Source organism: Notoacmeibacter sp. MSK16QG-6, assembly GCF_024158145.1.
Lineage (GTDB): Bacteria > Pseudomonadota > Alphaproteobacteria > Rhizobiales > Rhizobiaceae > Notoacmeibacter.
This window is the reverse complement of the sequence record NZ_JAMYXM010000001.1, coordinates 602,059-618,783: the sequence shown is the minus strand read 5'-3', so window position 1 is coordinate 618,783 and position 16,725 is coordinate 602,059. Positions and strand designations below refer to the sequence as shown.

General features: G+C 60.4%; 13 protein-coding genes. 9 read left to right on the top strand and 4 right to left on the bottom strand.

The genetic code is table 11. The features are described from left to right. Positions 1 to 3 precede the first annotated feature (3 nt). Positions 4 to 939, top strand: a complete 936-nt coding sequence (locus NIM86_RS03020; RefSeq protein WP_253378991.1) for a LysR family transcriptional regulator — start codon at positions 4 to 6, stop codon at positions 937 to 939. Here the strand turns inward: NIM86_RS03020 and NIM86_RS03015 are convergent. The 4 genes from NIM86_RS03015 to NIM86_RS03000 all read right to left on the bottom strand — a co-directional run bounded on the left by NIM86_RS03015 (position 929) and on the right by NIM86_RS03000 (position 5,903). Then, entirely contained in the window at positions 929 to 3,235 is a 2,307-nt protein-coding gene (locus tag NIM86_RS03015; RefSeq protein WP_253378990.1) for a nitric oxide reductase activation protein NorD, read from the bottom strand. The genes NIM86_RS03020 and NIM86_RS03015 overlap by 11 nt on opposite strands. Beyond that, on the bottom strand, positions 3,210 to 4,013 hold the full coding sequence (locus NIM86_RS03010; protein ID WP_253378988.1) for a CbbQ/NirQ/NorQ/GpvN family protein: 804 nt from the start codon (positions 4,011 to 4,013) through the stop codon (positions 3,210 to 3,212). The genes NIM86_RS03015 and NIM86_RS03010 overlap by 26 nt, the downstream gene beginning before the upstream one ends. Before the next feature lie 76 nt (positions 4,014 to 4,089). Next, the gene (locus tag NIM86_RS03005) at positions 4,090 to 4,446 is read right to left on the bottom strand and encodes a ribulose bisphosphate carboxylase small subunit (RefSeq protein ID WP_253378987.1); all 357 of its coding nucleotides are present in this window, start codon (positions 4,444 to 4,446) and stop codon (positions 4,090 to 4,092) included. 26 nt (positions 4,447 to 4,472) lie between these two features. Further along, on the bottom strand, positions 4,473 to 5,903 hold the full coding sequence (locus NIM86_RS03000) for a form I ribulose bisphosphate carboxylase large subunit (protein ID WP_253378985.1): 1,431 nt from the start codon (positions 5,901 to 5,903) through the stop codon (positions 4,473 to 4,475). A 122-nt stretch (positions 5,904 to 6,025) separates the two neighbouring features. Between NIM86_RS03000 and NIM86_RS02995 the strand changes: the two genes are divergently transcribed. The 8 genes from NIM86_RS02995 to NIM86_RS02960 all read left to right on the top strand — a co-directional run bounded on the left by NIM86_RS02995 (position 6,026) and on the right by NIM86_RS02960 (position 16,718). Next, positions 6,026 to 6,946: a LysR family transcriptional regulator gene (locus tag NIM86_RS02995; RefSeq protein ID WP_253378984.1), complete on the top strand. Its 921-nt coding sequence runs from the start codon at positions 6,026 to 6,028 to the stop codon at positions 6,944 to 6,946. Positions 6,947 to 7,071: 125 nt separating this feature from the next. Beyond that, positions 7,072 to 8,379, top strand: a complete 1,308-nt coding sequence (locus tag NIM86_RS02990; protein WP_253378983.1) for an ATP-binding protein — start codon at positions 7,072 to 7,074, stop codon at positions 8,377 to 8,379. After that, positions 8,376 to 9,368 carry a HupU protein gene (locus NIM86_RS02985; RefSeq protein WP_253378982.1) on the top strand — a complete coding sequence of 331 codons (993 nt, stop codon included), beginning with the start codon at positions 8,376 to 8,378 and terminating at the stop codon, positions 9,366 to 9,368. The genes NIM86_RS02990 and NIM86_RS02985 overlap by 4 nt, the downstream gene beginning before the upstream one ends. After that, positions 9,365 to 10,795, top strand: a complete 1,431-nt coding sequence (locus NIM86_RS02980) for a nickel-dependent hydrogenase large subunit (RefSeq protein WP_253378980.1) — start codon at positions 9,365 to 9,367, stop codon at positions 10,793 to 10,795. Before NIM86_RS02985 ends, NIM86_RS02980 begins: the two co-directional genes overlap by 4 nt. Further along, positions 10,780 to 13,032, top strand: a complete 2,253-nt coding sequence (gene hypF / locus NIM86_RS02975) for a carbamoyltransferase HypF (protein ID WP_253378977.1) — start codon at positions 10,780 to 10,782, stop codon at positions 13,030 to 13,032. Before NIM86_RS02980 ends, hypF begins: the two co-directional genes overlap by 16 nt. A 190-nt stretch (positions 13,033 to 13,222) precedes the next feature. Beyond that, positions 13,223 to 14,317: a hydrogenase small subunit gene (locus NIM86_RS02970; RefSeq protein WP_253380679.1), complete on the top strand. Its 1,095-nt coding sequence runs from the start codon at positions 13,223 to 13,225 to the stop codon at positions 14,315 to 14,317. Between the two features lie 2 nt (positions 14,318 to 14,319). Next, entirely contained in the window at positions 14,320 to 16,131 is a 1,812-nt protein-coding gene (locus tag NIM86_RS02965) for a nickel-dependent hydrogenase large subunit (protein WP_253378975.1), read from the top strand. 14 nt (positions 16,132 to 16,145) lie between these two features. Continuing rightward, on the top strand, positions 16,146 to 16,718 hold the full coding sequence (locus NIM86_RS02960; protein ID WP_253378973.1) for a HupE/UreJ family protein: 573 nt from the start codon (positions 16,146 to 16,148) through the stop codon (positions 16,716 to 16,718). Positions 16,719 to 16,725 lie beyond the last annotated feature (7 nt).

Below are 16,725 nucleotides of genomic sequence, written 5' to 3'. Positions count from 1 at the left end.
AAAATGCGGATCGACGCCATCACCTTCAAACAGTTGCGTGCGCTGCTGGCGGTGGTGGAACATGGTTCGCTGACCGCAGCGGCGAAGGCGCTGCATCAGACGACACCGACGATTCACAGCCAGATCAGAAATCTCGAAGCGTGCGTCGGCCAGAAGCTGCTGAACAGAGCCGGAGATGGCGGCGCCTTCGTCGCTACGCCGGCAGGGGAAGCCTTTCTCCACGCCGCACGGCGGATCGAAGTCAATCTGGCGCAGGCGAAGACCCAGGTGACGGCGTTGACAGAGGGCAAGACGGGTCACGTCACACTCGGAACGGTGTCCACCGCCAAATATTTCGCGCCCGGTCTGGTTCGCCTTTTGCGCGACCGGGCTCCCGATATCGAGGTTTCGCTGAAAATCGCCAACCGCAGCGAGACCATCAGGGCGATGGAGCGCGGCGAATACGACATCACGATAATGGGCCGTCCCTCACGCAAGACGCTGGGCAAAGCCATTCCGCTGGGGCCGCATCCTCATGGCATCGTGGTGCCTGCCGATCACCCATTGGCCAACAAGGACAATTACGATCCCGCCGACTTGCTGGAAGAGACCTTTCTGTGTCGCGAAGAGGGCTCCGGAACACGCGCTCTGATGGAGCGCTATGTCAGCAATCTGTCCATCGGAGCCGTGCCGCCAATGGTCGAGATGCAGTCCAACGAGACGATCAAGCAGGCCGTTCTTGCAGGCCTGGGTATCGGCTTCCTGTCGCTCCATACGGTCCATGATGAAGTCACCTCGGGCCGTCTGGCGCTTGTTCGTGGTCGCGACCTGCCGGTCATGCGTCATTGGTATCTGATCGTGCCGGAGGATCCGGCCAATGCACCGTCGGAGGCGGCCCTGCGTATTGCCAAGGAGATCGAGGCTCTGGCCGGTCGCTATCTGCCGAAATTCAACGTGTAAGTGCGGCGTAGAGCTGGGGCAATCGCTCGGGAAGGCGCTCGACACGTTCGACGATAATGGCGTTGTGCGCCCCGAAAATGCGCTGCACGTAGGCATCCGCCCCAGGATCGAGCGTCAGACAGAATGGCGTGATACCGGCTCTGGACGCTTCCTGAACGGCCTGTCGGGCGTCCGCGCGCAGATATTGCGGATCGCGCACGTCGATGTCGGCGGGCGCTCCGTCGGTCAGCACCAGCATAAGCTTTCGGGTGGCTTTCACCTGGCTCAGATGGTGCGTAGCGTGACGCATTGCGGCGCCCATGCGTGTCGATAGCCGGCCCTGCGCGCCCATGAGCCGGGCCGCAGCCAGATCGCCCCATGGTTGATCGAAATCCTTGAACCGCTCGTAGAAAACCTGCGAGCGGCCGTCCGAACAGAAACCGTGAATGGCGAAGGCGTCGCCAACCCGATTGATCGCTTCCGCCAACAGGATGCAGGCGGATTGCGTGAGGTCCAGAACGGTGCTCTCTCCATCCGCGGGATCGTTCGTGGATTCCGACAGGTCGAGCAGAACCATCACCGCAGTATCGCGTGTCTTCCGAATCTGGCGCATCATCACCCGCATATCGGGCTGTTGGCGCGTGCGAATATCTATCGCAGCGGTGACCGCGGCATTCAAATCCAGATCGTCGCCTTCTTCGAGCTTGCGGATACGTTGGGTGCCTTGTGGCCGCATCGCGTCCAGCCGGTGGCGCAGCCGCTCCATGACGGGGCGATGCTCATGCAGGATCGCATCGGCTGTAGCCGGATCGCCGAGTTTGGGTCGTCTTTCGAGAACAGTCGCCCAGGACGGGCGCATCATCTGAATGGTATGGTCGAATTCGTCATAAAGGACCGGCGGGGCGACAGGTTCCTTGCCTTCTCGGTCATTGAAGCTGGTGCCGTCATCGTCGAAGAACTCGTGCGATTGCACCCAGATTTCCTGGGCATCGTCGCCTGCGGTTTCGACCTCGACCTCGTTGACCATTTCGGTGACGGAAACGTATTTGCGAACCTGTGGGGCTTGCGCGGGCGCCGTATCGAATTCCAGCTCCTCGAACTCCCACAGCAGGCGGTTGTCGCAGCGATAGGGACAGGACGGCAGGTCCGAATGCGCGGAATAGGGTGTGCCCTGAAAGCGTGCGGCCAGTTCCAGCCCCAGATCACGCGAAGCATCCGGAAGATCGAGATCGATTTCTCCGAACCGTGCTTGCGTCCACGCCGCGATCTCGCTTTCCGCCGTTTGGCCGGGCGAAATGAGCGCGCGGGCGATGCGGTCGAAATCGCCGCTCATCCCTGACGCGGTGTGGCTGTGAAACTGCACCCAAAGATCGTAGAGACGCGGCAGGCGCTTTATGGCCAGCGCCTCCGCGCGGGCGTCGTCGATCAGCCCGATACAGGCGGTTTGCAGCGCGTTCAGACCTTCGCCGCGGATCGGCGAACGCAGGCATGCCAGGTGGGCAGCAAGGTGTGCGCACTGGGCGCGATAGAGGTCGGGTGCGGGGATGTTATTCCAGTCGTCCAGAGCATCGGGCAGATGCATGCTGTGTGCTTCGAAATAGGGCCGCAGGCCGGTGCGGGTTTCGAAATCGCCTGCCGTTGGCACCAGCATGAAATCGCGTCCCCAAAGCGCGCGCAGATACATCATTAGCCGGCGCTGAACGTCTACCAGCAGGGTTCCTTTTCGCTCACGCTGAACGACCGCGCGGGACTCTTCGGTTTCGAGCGCAAAATAGGCTTGCAGTTCGGGGTAGTCGGTGCGGTGCGCGTCGATTCCCCAATCCGCCCAGCGTCGCAATCCGCCGAGGGTCAGGACGTCGAAGAGGGCTGTGAGATGATCCAGAAGCGGACGCAGCGCGCGTGGCGCCCGTCCAAGGAGATGCTCCAGAAAACGCAGATATGCGCGGAAGAGTGTTGCATCGCCCAAGCGGCGCGCCGCGGTGGGCGCTGTTGCCAGCACCCTTGTAATGACCGCGCCAGATGTCCGGGAGGCAAAGCCCAGAATGACCGAGAGCAATTCGCCCAGAACGTCTTCGCCGAGTTCCGTCGCCAAAAGCGGCGCGGCCTCAATCCAGGCGATGACCGGTTCATCGCCACGGCCCATGCGTATCAAGGCTCCGACGCCCTGCAGCCAGATGTCGAGCGCTTTCGGCGACAGTTTGCGCCGTGCATCCGGCAGCGCGGCGTCCAGAACCGAAGCGGCCTTAGACGAAAGGGCCTCGGCCAGTTCGGCGTGATCGGCTGGGAGCGCTTCAGAACCAGGTTGCGACAGCGGCATCAAGCGCGTCCCTCATATCGGGATCGTCGGTAATCGGATGGATCAGCGCCATTTTGCAGGCGTCTTTCGGTTTGACGCCGCGTTCGATGAGGCGTCCGGCATGAATGAGCATGCGGGTGGAGACGCCTTCGTCCAGTCCGTGACCCTTGAGGTTGCGGGACCGGGTGCCGATTTCGACCAGCTTCTTGGCGGTCTCCTCATCGACTCCGGCCTCATGCGCCACGATCTCGGCTTCGGTCTCCGCCTCGGGCCATGTGAAGTCCATCGCCCCGAAGCGCTGTTTCGTCGACTGTTTGAGGTCTTTCATCAAGGATTGGTAGCCGGGGTTGTAGCTAACGACGATCAGGAAATCCTCATGGGCGCGCAGCAGTTCACCCTTCTTTTCAAGGGGCAGAACACGGCGGTCGTCGGTCAGCGGATGGATCACGACAGTGGTGTCCTGACGTGCTTCCACGATTTCGTCGAGATAGCAGATCGCGCCGTGTCGCGCAGCAAAGGTGAGGGGGCCGTCCTGCCACCTGGTCCCGTCGCTATCGAGCAGAAACCGCCCTACGAGGTCGGACGCAGTCATGTCCTCGTTGCACGCGACGGTGACCAGCGGTCGGCCCAGCCGGTGCGCCATATGCTCGACAAAGCGGGTTTTGCCGCAGCCGGTCGGGCCTTTCAGCATGACGGGCATGCGTGCGTCCCATGCCGCAGTGAAGAGGCCGACCTCATCGCCGGTCTCTTTCCAGTAGGGCTCGTCGACGATGCGAAAATCTTCCAGCGCTTCGGCCATGCTCACATCCTTTGCGGCTGATAAAAAAAGCGCCCGGGAGAGGTCGGCCCGGACGCAGTTGGGGAGGGTGGAACGGTTAGACTGGCGTGCCGCGATAGACGATCATGTTGGCGCCCTGGCTTTGCGTGAAATTGTCGTAGCCCAGCAGCCGGACATGATTGTCGGGATTGGCTTTGTGGCAGCTCTCCAGTTCGGAGAGGATCGCATCGACGTCGGTTTCGCCGAACATCGGCAGCTTCCACATATACCAGTAGTTGGACGTCGCGTGGGCGGGCTCGGTATGCTCGATCGCCGGGTTCCAGCCGTTTTGCACGATCCACTCGACCTGCTTGCGGATTTCGTCCTTGGACATCTGCGGAAGGTAGGCAAAGGTGCCCATCTTGCGGCTTGCCGGGTCCGAGAGTCGCGACGGATAATCTTGAACATTGCTCATTGTTTCAGTCCTTTGATTGTGCGGGGTCAGCGATGCTGGATGTCGAGCTTGTCGACGGTGTCGAACTCGAACTTGATTTCCTTCCAGGTCTCCATCGCGACCTTGAGCTCAGGGCTGTGATTGGCGGCCTTGGTCAGAATGTCCTTGCCTTCCTTCTCGATCTCGCGGCCCTCATTGCGTGCCTGAACGCAGGCTTCGAGGGCCACGCGGTTGGCGGCTGCGCCGGCGGCGTTGCCCCATGGATGGCCAAGCGTGCCGCCACCGAACTGCAGGACGGAGTCGTTGCCGAAGATCGCCACGAGCGCCGGCATGTGCCAGACGTGGATGCCGCCTGATGCCACTGGAAAGACGCCCGGCATCGAACCCCAGTCCTGATCGAAGAAGATGCCGCGGTCGCGGTCTTCCTTGACGTGACGTTCGCGCAGAAGGTCGATCCAGCCCAGCGTCGCTTCGCGGTCGCCTTCGAGCTTGCCGACAACGGTGCCCGAATGCAGATGGTCGCCGCCCAGCAGGCGCAGCAGTTTCGCCAGAACCCGGAAATTGATGCCGTGATTGGGGTTGCGGTCCAGAACGGCGTGCATGGCGCGGTGAACGTGCAGCAGCAGACCGTTGTCGCGGCACCATTTCGACAGCGAATTGTGAGCTGCCCAGCCAAGAGTGAGATAATCCGACATGACGATCGGTGTGCCGAGTTCCTTGGCGAATTCGGCGCGCTGGAACATTTCTTCGACGGTCGGAGCGGTCACGTTCATATAGTGACCCTTGCGTTCGCCGGTTTCGGCCTCGGCTTTGTCGATGGCTTCCTGACAGAACAGGAAGCGATCGCGCCAGCGCATGAAGGGCTGCGAGTTGACGTTCTCGTCGTCTTTGGAGAAGTCGAGGCCGCCACGCAGCACTTCATAAACCGCGCGACCGTAGTTTTTCGCCGAAAGACCGAGCTTCGGCTTGATGGTGCAGCCCAGAAGCGGACGACCATATTTGTCCATCTTGTCGCGCTCGACATGAATGCCGTGGGGCGGGCCGAAGCAGGTGGTCACGAACCAGATCGGGAAGCGGACATCTTCCAGACGCAGCGAACGGACGGCCTTGAAGCCGAACACATTGCCGACGATCGAGGTGAAGACGTTGACGACCGAGCCTTCTTCGAAAAGCTCCATCGGGTAGGCGACGAAGGCATAGAAAGCGTCGTCGTGGCCCGGCACGTCCTCGATCCGGTAGGCACGTCCCTTGTAGCGATCGAGATCGGTCAGAAGGTCGGTCCAGACGGTGGTCCAGGTGCCGGTGGAGCTTTCGGCGGCCACGGCGGCGGCGGCTTCCTCACGAGGCACGCCATCCTGCGGAATGACCTTGAAGCAGGCGAGAATATCGGTTTCGCGAACGGAGTACTCCGGCTCCCAATAGGTCGAGCGGTAGTCTTTCACCCCCGCATTATAGGTTTTGGTGACGTGCTTGTTCATGTTGCTCCTCCCGTCCACTCGCCACCGATGAGCCAGCGGCTTTCCGTTCGGGTATCTATCCGCAATGTGGTGAATAAGAAAATTGAATAGATTTTATTCTGAGAATAAGTAAAACGATATTTATGAGATATTCGCTACGTCAGATGCAGATTTTTCGGGCAGTCGCGCAGCAGCTTTCCTACACCCGGGCTGCCGAAATTCTGCACCTGACCCAGCCCGCGGTCTTCACTCAGGTCCGTCAGCTCGAAGAACGAACCGGCCAGGCTCTCATCGAGCGCGTTGGCAAAAGACTGTTTCTGACCGACGCTGGGAACGCGGTGCTGGAAACGGCGCGCGACATGCTGGCGGAAGTCGAAAATCTCGATATGCGCCTTGCAGAACTGGACGGGCTCGTGCGCGGCATGTTGCGGCTGGCGGTGGTGTCGACCGCAAAATACGACATTCCGCCCATTATCGGCGCGTTCCATGGCAAATACCCCGGCATCGAAGTGTCGATGTCTGTCTGCAACCGTAAGGAAATGCTGGAGCGCTTTTCGAACAATACCGACGATCTCTACGTTCTGGGCACACCGCCGAAAGAATTGGCGGCGACCGTCGCACGCTATGCGGAAAATCCGCTCGTTGTCGTCGCCCCGCCGGATCATCCGTTGGCCGGGCGGTCTGACATATCCATCGCTGAGTTGAGTGCTTTTCCCTTTTTGACACGCGAACAGGGATCAGGGACACGCCGCGCTGCGGAACTCTGCTTTGAACAAGCGGGAGCGGTGCCGCAAACGCGTATGGAGCTTGGTGCAAACGAAGCGGTGAAGCAGGGCGTGATGGCGGGGCTTGGCTTGTCCGTCCTGAGCCGGGGCACCGTGTCGCTCGAATTGCGCCACGGTTATCTGACCGAGTTGGATGTCGTCGGATTTCCGCTTATCCGCCACTGGTACGTCGCCTGGCCTAAAGGCAAACGTTGCTCACGCGCGGCCGAGGCGTTTCTTGCGCAACTCGACATCGAAAACCCGCCGGCAACATCGTCGCTGCCGGTGGAAGAGAGCTGAAATCCGAAGGCTCTTTTCGGGTGCTTCGCCGCCGATCCGAAGCGCGCCCTTATTGAAAGACAATTGTATTGCCGCCATTCGCCGCGCTAGGATAGCAGTCGGATATTTGGTGTGAGCGTGGAAATTTGACAGAAGTTCCTCAAAATATTCAAAGCGATACTTGGCAGGAGGTTTTGGTCGCGGTCGACCGGACCTATGCCGAGTTGATCGAATATCAGGAACGACTCGAAGCGCAGAATAACGAGTTGAATGCGCTGCGCCGGTTCATGTCGTCGGTTCTCGCTTCGATTACCGATTATCTTCTCGTCACCGATAGAAGCGGGGCGATTACGGAAAGCGGGCAGGCCACCTGCAAGGTTCTGGGCGAGGATGTGTCGACGCTGAAATCGCGCAACATCACCGAGTTTTTCCGCGCCAGCGGGGATCAGGATATCGGTGCGGCGTTGGCACAGGTCATCAATACGCGCAAGGAACTGATCATGGATGCCGAATTGATCGGCGAAGAGATGACCGAGCCGGTCGAGCTTCGCCTCTCACCGCAACTGGATCGCCGACGCAAGGCCATCGGTGCGGTGCTGACAGCGCGTCCGCTTGGCGAATTGAAACGCGCTTACTCAGAGCTTGAATTGAGCCATGATCGACTGAAACAGGCTCAGATGCAGTTGGTCAGAAACGAGAAACTAGCCTCTCTCGGTCGCTTGCTGGCCGGTGTGGCGCATGAATTGAACAACCCGATCGCGTTCGTTTACGCCAATACGCACGCGATGGAGAAATACGCCGATCGTTTCGGCACCTATTTCGATGCCGTTCATAGCGGCGCATCGCGCGAGGAACTTATCGAATTGCGCGCCAAGCTTCGGCTGGACCGGGAAATGAAGAATCTGCGCTCGGCAGTTGAGGGCGCGCGGGACGGGGCGCAACGCGTTCGCGATCTGGTCGATGATCTGCGGAGACTGTCCGCCGATGGGACGGGTGAGTTCGAGCAGTTCGATCTGGTCGAGGCAGCGAGGACCGCGGCCCGATGGATCGAGCGGGGCACCAAGCGCAAGCTCGATATCGGCTATGAGGGGCTGAAAAGCTGCTCTGTGAAGGGACGGCTCGGGCACATTCAGCAGGTTTTGCTCAATCTCGTCCAGAACGCCGCCGACGCAGTGGAAGGACTCGACGAAGCAAGGATAACGCTGGAATTTTCCTATGAGGGCGATCGGGCGGTTATGATGATAAGCGACACCGGTCCGGGCGTGAGCGACGAGGCGGTCACTCACATCTTCGATCCATTCTACACCACCAAGGAAGTCGGTCGCGGCACCGGGCTGGGCCTTTCGATTTCATATAAGATCGTCTCCGAGCATAGCGGAGAACTGGTTTATGTCCGCGACCAGAAGGCTGGCGCGACGTTCAAGCTTTCACTACCGGCAGGCAACGGCGAATGAATATTTTGTGGCTTCAATCCGCCGGCTGCGGCGGCTGCACAATGTCGCTCCTTTGCGCCGAGACGCCGGGCCTGTTCGACCTGCTCGAAGGAGCGGGACTGTCGTTTCTTTGGCATCCAACCTTGAGCGAAGCGACGGGCGCCGAAGTCTTTGGCATGCTTCGGGACATCGAAGACGGGACATTGCCGCTCGATATTCTCTGCGTCGAAGGGTCGATCGTCCGTGGACCCGCCGGCACCGGGCGTTTCCACATTCTCTCGGGCACAGGACGCTCCATGTTGGACTGGGTGCAGAGCCTCGCGCCCCGAGCGCAGCACGTGGTGGCTGTAGGCACCTGCGCAACTTACGGCGGCGTCACCTCTGCCGGTGAAAACCCCGCCGATGCCGTCGGCGTGCAATACGAAGGCGCAGAGATGGGCGGCGCCCTCGACAAGACCTTCCGCTCGCGCTCGGGACTGCCGGTCATCAATATCGCCGGCTGTCCCACCCATCCGGACTGGGTGACCGAAACGTTGATGCTGCTGGCGTCCGGAACGTTCGGTCTCGATAACATGGACGGGTTTGGCCGACCGCGCTTTTATGCCGATCATCTGGTGCACCATGCCTGCCCGAAGAACGAATTCTACGAATACAAGGCCAGCGCCACCCAGCTGTCGGAAATGGGCTGCATGATGGAAAATCTTGGCTGCGTCGGCACGCAGGCAGTGGGGGACTGCAACATTCGCAGCTGGAATGGCGAAGGCAGTTGCACACGCGCCGGCTATCCCTGCATTAACTGCACGGCGCCAGAGTTTGAAGAGCCAGGCCATGGCTTTACCGAAACACCGAAATTTGCCGGTATTCCCGTCGGCCTGCCAACCGATATGCCCAAGGCATGGTTCATGGCGCTCGCCAGCCTGTCGAAAGCAGCCACGCCGCGCCGTATCGGCGTTAACGCAACCGCAGATCGCACGGTGGTTCCGCCCAGTCTCCAGAAGCCGAAATCATGACGGATCGTCAATTGCTGGTCGGGCCGTTCAATCGGGTTGAGGGAGATCTGGAACTCAAGCTCGACATCTCCAATGGGAAAGTTAGCGCTGCCTACGCCAATTCGCCTCTATTTCGCGGTTTTGAGCGTATGTTGCTGGGAATGAAGCCGTCCGATGCCCTGACGATAACCCCCCGAATTTGCGGCATCTGTTCGATCAGTCAGTCAGCTGCCGCCGCGTTCGGTCTGGCGGACGCCGCCGGTGCCGGTCTCGCCCGTGAAGGTGAAAAGGTCGCGACGCTCCTGCATGCAGTCGAAAACGTTGCCGACCACATCACCCATTTCAATCTTTTCTTCATGCCGGACTTCGCCCGCGCGAAATACGAGGGTCGAAGCTGGCACGCGGAGGCGGTCGCCCGGTTCACGGCCGAAAAGGGATCGTCGCTTCATCAAACGGTGGCGGCCCGCGCGGAGCTTCTGCACATCGTCGGGCTGCTGGGCGGCAAATGGCCGCACACGCTCGCAATCCAGCCGGGAGGCGTGACCCGCGCACCAACGGCCCGTGATATCATTCGCATGGGCGCGAGCCTCAAGGCGTTCCGCAAATATCTCGAAGAGCGGCTGTTTGCTGCACCGTTGGAGACGTTTCTTAGCCTGTCCAACAGCGGCGAGCTGGAGAGCTGGACAAGCGGCGATGCGGGTCTGTTCGTCAGGATCGCGAACGAGCTCGGCTTGAGCGAAATGGGAGAGGGCCCCGGTCGTTACATGTCCTATGGCGCCTACCCAATGTCGACCGGCCCGCTCTTCGCAGCGGGCCGATGGGCGGACGGTGTTGTCTCTCCGGTCGAAACGGAGGCCATACGCGAGGACGTTTCGTACGCCTGGATGCTGGGCGACGCGCTTCATCCAACCGAGGGGCAGACCCTGCCGGACGCTGAAATGCGGGAGCCTGGCTATAGCTGGTGCAAGGCGCCGAGATTAGGCGGCCAGACCGTGGAGGTCGGCGCCATGGCGCGGCAGATCGTCGATGGTCATCCGCTGGCTGTCTCCATGGCGACCGGCAAAGGCGTTCTCGGGCGGATCACCGGCCGCCTGATAGAGATCGCCCGTACGCAGATTGTGATGGAGGAACTGCTGGCCAGCATCGATGTCGGCCAGCGTTTCATGGACCGGGTTGTCGTGCCGGAAAACGGCGAAGGCGTCGGGCTGGTCGAAGCCGCGCGCGGATCGCTGGGGCACTGGATGAAGTTCGAAGACGGCGAGATCGTCAGCTATCAGATCATCGCGCCGACCACTTGGAACTTCAGTCCTCGCGACGCATCCGGTGTGGCAGGCCCGGTGGAAGCGGCGCTGGTCGGCGCGCCGGTCGATCCGGATGAGGAGACCCCGGTCAGCGTCCAGCATATCGTGCGCAGTTTCGATCCCTGCATGGTGTGCACGGTGCATTGAAGAAAGGGTCGCATATTCGGGTGCGAGGGCAGGTGCAGGGGGTCGGCTACCGGCCCTTTGTCTGGGCGCTTGCTCACAAATTGGGGATTACGGGGTCGGTGCTTAACGATCCCGAAGGGGTGCTTATCCTTGCCTACGGCTCGGCATTAGACGCGTTCACAGCGGTCCTTTCCGAACAGGCGCCGCCGCTGGCGAGAGTCGACGCGGTCGAGCTTTCTGATCACCTGTTCGCCGAGACGCCTTCGGATTTTGTGATCGCACCATCTACCGGCGAGGGCGCGAAGACCCGTATAACGCCAGACGCGGCGACATGCGACCAATGCTTTGCGGAAATCCTCGATCCGAACGACCGCAGGTTCGGCTATGCCTTTGCCAATTGTACGCATTGCGGGCCGCGCTTTTCGATCATCAACGGCGTGCCTTACGACCGCGAAAAAACCACCATGGCGGACTTTCCCATGTGTGCCGAATGCGCGGAAGAATACGCGGACCCGGCAGACCGCCGTTTTCACGCACAACCCGTGGCGTGCGCCAATTGCGGACCGCGATGCTGGCGCGAGGTCAATGGCGTGGAGGAGCAGGGTGACGCCATTGCCGCAACAGCGGAAGGGCTGCGCCGGGGCGAAATCGTCGCGATCAAGGGGCTTGGCGGCTTCCATCTGGCATGCGACGCACGAAATCCCGACGCCGTGGCCAGGCTGCGCGAACGCAAGCATCGGCCGGCAAAGCCATTGGCGCTGATGGGACCCCTCGATACGATTCGGCGCCATTGCCGCCTTTCACCCGACGAGGAGGCGCGGCTGCAAGATCCCGCAGCGCCGATCCTTCTTCTGGAAAAAATATCGGACGACCTGCCGGAGGCGGTCGCGCCCGGACAGACGGTTCTGGGCTGGATGCTCCCTTACACGCCGCTACACCACCTGCTTATTGATACGTTCGGCGGGCCGTTGGTGATGACAAGCGGCAATCTTTCCGGCGAACCGCAGGTGATCGGCAATGAGGAGGCGAGCGAAAAGCTCGGCCGCTTCGCCGATGCGTTTCTGATGCATGATCGGCAGATCGCGCGGCGGCTGGATGACAGTGTTGAGCGGATCACGGCGGCTGGCCCGATGGTGTTGCGGCGCGCCAGAGGGCAGGTGCCCGAAACGCTTCCTCTGCCGCAAACTTTTGCGGACGCGCCGCAAACCATTGCCTATGGCGGACAGATGAAGGGTGCTATCTGCTTGGTGAAAGACGGTCTGGCGCTCCTCGGCCATCATCTAGGCAATCTTGACGATGCGCTAACATACGAGGCATTTTTGCAGGCGGACCGCGACTATGCCGAATTGTTCGCGCACGATCCCGTTCTCGCGGCCTGCGATCTCCACCCAGAATTCGCCGCGACACGCCATGCCGAGGCGAGTGGTTTGCCTGTGGAATACGTTCAGCATCATCACGCCCATATGGCATCTTGTCTTGGCGAAAATCTCTGGAGCGGAGATGCCGCGGTCGGGATCGTACTCGACGGTCTTGGCCTCGGGCCGGATAACACTGTTTGGGGCGGCGAAATTCTGGTCGGTGACTACGGATCCGTTGAACGGGCCTACTATTTAAGACCTGCTCCTCTGCCCGGCGGCGATCAGGCGCAATCGGAGCCGTGGCGGAATGCCGTGATGCGGCTCGACCAGTCCGGCCACGCCGCTTTCGCCGATTCACTCTTTGCCGACCGGCCTGTCGAAACCTTGCGCCGCGCGGCGGCAGCCGGCTTCAATGCGCCACCTTCAAGCTCGGCCGGCCGCCTCTTCGACGCTGTCGCCGCCTGTTTGGGATATTGTCCTGGCAGGCAAAGCTTCGAAGGAGAAGTGGCGATGCGGCTGGAGGCGCAGGCGCAGGGACAGAACGCCGGCGACAGCTATCGCTTCGCAATCGAAGGGCGCCAGATCGATCCTGGGCCGATGTTCGACGAACTTGTCTTCGACATCGAGTCGGGCGTATCGGACGCGATGATCGCCGCCCGATTCCATCGGGGGCTCGCACAGGCATTTGCCGGCGCCGCTCGCTGTGCGGCCGATGAAGCCGAAACGCGGACCATCGCACTGTCCGGCGGCTGTTTTCAAAACCGAGTCCTGACGGAAATGGTTGTCGAAGAGCTGTCGGGTTATGACGTTCTGGTGCATCGTAAGGTGCCGGCCAATGATGGCGGACTGGCATTCGGTCAGGCGCTTGTCGCCATCGCCCGCCATATGGATAGACAGTGACCATCTGCTGTCACGTCCGGAATCGCACTGACCAGACATGTACTTTAGTTGGAAATATAACTTTCTGAAATCGCTGAATTATTCAGGATTTGACTAAAAACGTCTTTCGTTTGCCATCTCCCATTCGCGTCTGTTCCACTGATCCTGAGGAGCTTCGCCATGCGAAGTGTTGACTGAGGGAGGAATGGATTTGGCCGAGATGGAAACCTTTTACGATGTCATGCGCAGGCAGGGCATCACGCGCAGGAGCTTTATGAAATATTGCTCCCTGACGGCCGCCGCCCTGGGGCTTTCGCCGTCTTTCGTTCCGAAGATCGCCCATGCGATGGAAAACAAGCCGCGGACGCCGGTCATTTGGGTTCACGGGCTCGAATGCACCTGCTGTTCGGAGAGTTTCATCCGATCCGCTCATCCGCTCGCCAAGGACGTCGTCCTGTCGATGATCAGCCTCGACTATGACGATACGCTGATGGCGGCTGCTGGCCACCAGGCTGAAGCGGCGCTTCAGGACACGATCGAGAAATACAAGGGCAACTATATCCTCGCGGTCGAGGGCAACCCGCCGCTCAACGAGGACGGTATGTTCTGCATCATCGGCGGTAAGCCGTTCGTGGATCAGCTGCGCCACGCCGCCGAGCACGCCAAGGCCGTAATCAGCTGGGGCGCGTGCGCGTCCTACGGCTGTGTGCAGGCTGCCAAGCCAAATCCCACACGCGCAACTCCCGTCCATAAGGTGATTACCGACAAGCCGATCATCAAGGTGCCCGGCTGTCCGCCAATCGCCGAGGTGATGACCGGTGTCATCACCTACATGCTGACATTCGACCGCTTGCCCGAACTCGATCGCCAGGGCCGTCCGGCGATGTTCTATTCGCAGCGCATCCACGACAAGTGCTATCGGCGTCCGCATTTCGATGCCGGTCAGTTCGTTGAACAGTGGGACGACGACAACGCGCGCAAAGGCTACTGCCTTTACAAAATGGGCTGTAAGGGGCCGACGACCTACAATGCCTGCGCGACCACGCGCTGGAATGGCGGCGTCAGCTTCCCGATCCAATCCGGCCACGGCTGTATCGGCTGTTCCGAAGACGGTTTCTGGGATCAGGGCAGTTTCTACGACCGCGTCACCGATCTCACGCAGTTCGGCGTCGAAGCCAACGCCGATGAGGTCGGCCTTGCCGCAGCCGGTGTTGTCGGCGGGGCGGTGGCGGCCCACGCCGCCGTATCGGCCCTCAAGAATGCCCAGCGCAAATCCCAGAAATCCAAGACGAGAGAGGAGGCCTGAGCATGACTATTCAAACGCCGAACGGTTTTGAGCTGGATAATTCAGGCCAGCGGATCGTCGTCGATCCGGTCACGCGCATCGAAGGCCACATGCGCTGTGAAGTGAATGTCGACGAAGAGGGCGTGATCCGTAACGCCGTCTCGACCGGTACGATGTGGCGGGGACTTGAGGTCATTCTGAAAGGGCGCGATCCGCGTGATGCCTGGGCATTCGTCGAGCGCATCTGCGGCGTCTGCACCGGTTGCCATGCTCTGGCATCGGTGCGCGCTGTGGAAGATGCTCTCGATATCGAGGTGCCACTGAACGCGCATCTGATCCGCGAGATCACGGCAAAGGTGCTGCAGTGGCACGATCACGTCGTCCACTTCTACCACCTTCACGCTCTTGACTGGGTCAATCCGATCAACGCGCTGAAGGCCGACCCGAAGGCGACTTCAGAACTGCAGCAGACGCTGTCGCCAAGCCACCCGATGTCCAGCCCCGGCTATTTCCGGGATGTCCAGAACCGGCTCAAGCAATTTGTCGAGTCCGGACAGCTCGGCATTTTCAAGAACGGATATTGGGACAATCCGGCCTACAAGCTGCCGCCCGAGGCCGATCTTATGGCCGTCACCCACTATCTGGAAGCGCTCGATATCCAGAAGGATATCGTCACGATTCACACGATCTTCGGCGGCAAGAACCCCCACCCGAACTATCTGGTGGGCGGCGTGCCCTGTGCGATCAATATCGATGGGGTCGGCGCATCGGGCGCGCCGATCAATATGGAACGCCTGAACTTCATCAAACGCCAGATCGACCGGGCGCTCGAATTCGCCAACAACGTCTATCTGCCGGATGTGCTGGCAATCGGCGCGCTTTATAAGGACTGGCTGTATGGCGGAGGACTGTCCGCCACCAATGTGATGGATTACGGCGATTATGCCAAAACGCCATACGATCTGAAGACCCATCAGCTACCCGGTGGCGTGATCCTGAACGGGAACTGGAACGAGGTTCATCCGGTCGATCCGCGCGATCCGGAACAGGTTCAGGAGTTCGTCGACCATTCGTGGTACACCTATGGCGAACCTGGCAAGGGTCTTCATCCGTGGGACGGCATCACGGAGCCGAAATACGAACTCGGTCCGAACGCCAAGGGCACAAAGACCAATATTCGAGAGCTCGATGAGGCGGCGAAATATTCCTGGATCAAATCGCCGCGCTGGCGCGGTCACGCCGTCGAGGTCGGTCCCCTGTCGCGCTATATTTTGGGTTACGCGCAGAAGCAGGAATATGTGGTCGATCAGGTCGATCGCTCACTGTCCATCTTCAACAAGATGACCAATCTCCGTCTTACGCCGAAGCAGGCGCTTCCGACTACCATTGGCCGTACATTGGCGCGTGCGATGGAGGCGCAATACTGCGCGCAGATGATGGCGGACGACTGGAATGCGTTGATCGTCAACTTGAAGAACGGTGACAATTCCACGGCTAACATGGCCAGCTGGGATCCGAAAACCTGGCCCAAGGAAGCCAAGGGCGTGGGCACCGTTGCCGCGCCGCGCGGCGGGCTGGGACACTGGATCCGTATCAAGGATGGCCGGATCGAAAACTACCAATGTGTGGTCCCGACCACCTGGAACGGCAGCCCGAGAGATGCCGCTGGCAATATCGGTGCGTTCGAAGCGAGCCTTCTGAATACACCCATGGAACGGCCCGAAGAGCCGGTGGAGATTCTCAGAACACTCCACTCCTTCGATCCGTGCCTCGCCTGCTCGACCCATGTCATGTCGCCTGAAGGCGAGGAATTGACCAAGGTTCAGGTGCGATAAGGGAGGAGATGAGAATGAATAAGATACTTCTTGGTGTGGCGCTGGCTTTCGTTGCCGCGCCGGCCATGGCTCACACCGGGCATGGCGCGACGGATGGACTGCTTCACGGTCTTCAACATCCGATACTCGGGGTCGATCACCTGCTGGCAATGCTGGCAGTGGGATTGTGGTCGGGCTTTGTGCTCCCAACGCGGGTTTGGTCAGGCGCAGCTATGTTCATTGCCGCGATGGTCGTGGGCGGTGTCCTTTCCCTGACCGGCATTGCAATACCCGGTGTCGAATACGCGATCCTGTTTTCGGTTCTGCTGTTCGGCATGCTTGTCCTGGTGTCGAAGAGGGGACAGGCCCGCAGCTTGACGATGCTCTCTCTGGGAGCGATCGGCTTTTTCGCTTCCGCTCACGGCTACGCCCATGCCAGCGAAGCGAGCGGCGCGATTGACCAGTATTTCGCTGGCTTCCTGATCTCTACGGCAGGTCTGCACGCCCTTGGAATCGCTTTCGCCCGGCTTGTTGCCGGACAGCCACTGGCTCAGCGCGCCATCGGTGGAGCAATCATACTTTCAAGTCTGTCTCTGGCAGTGGCATAGGGGCGCG

What these genes read in the sequence shown, in the direction of transcription:
- NIM86_RS03015 (WP_253378990.1), bottom strand. Translation starts at nt 3,235, where the DNA reads ATGCCGCTGTCGCAACCTGGTTCTGAAGCGCTCCCAGCCGATCACGCC.
- NIM86_RS03000 (WP_253378985.1), bottom strand. Translation starts at nt 5,903, where the DNA reads ATGAACAAGCACGTCACCAAAACCTATAATGCGGGGGTGAAAGACTAC.
- NIM86_RS03005 (WP_253378987.1), bottom strand. Translation starts at nt 4,446, where the DNA reads ATGAGCAATGTTCAAGATTATCCGTCGCGACTCTCGGACCCGGCAAGC.
- NIM86_RS03020 (WP_253378991.1), top strand. Translation starts at nt 4, where the DNA reads ATGCGGATCGACGCCATCACCTTCAAACAGTTGCGTGCGCTGCTGGCG.
- NIM86_RS02995 (WP_253378984.1), top strand. Translation starts at nt 6,026, where the DNA reads ATGAGATATTCGCTACGTCAGATGCAGATTTTTCGGGCAGTCGCGCAG.
- NIM86_RS02965 (WP_253378975.1), top strand. Translation starts at nt 14,320, where the DNA reads ATGACTATTCAAACGCCGAACGGTTTTGAGCTGGATAATTCAGGCCAG.
- NIM86_RS02960 (WP_253378973.1), top strand. Translation starts at nt 16,146, where the DNA reads ATGAATAAGATACTTCTTGGTGTGGCGCTGGCTTTCGTTGCCGCGCCG.
- NIM86_RS02985 (WP_253378982.1), top strand. Translation starts at nt 8,376, where the DNA reads ATGAATATTTTGTGGCTTCAATCCGCCGGCTGCGGCGGCTGCACAATG.
- NIM86_RS02980 (WP_253378980.1), top strand. Translation starts at nt 9,365, where the DNA reads ATGACGGATCGTCAATTGCTGGTCGGGCCGTTCAATCGGGTTGAGGGA.
- NIM86_RS03010 (WP_253378988.1), bottom strand. Translation starts at nt 4,013, where the DNA reads ATGGCCGAAGCGCTGGAAGATTTTCGCATCGTCGACGAGCCCTACTGG.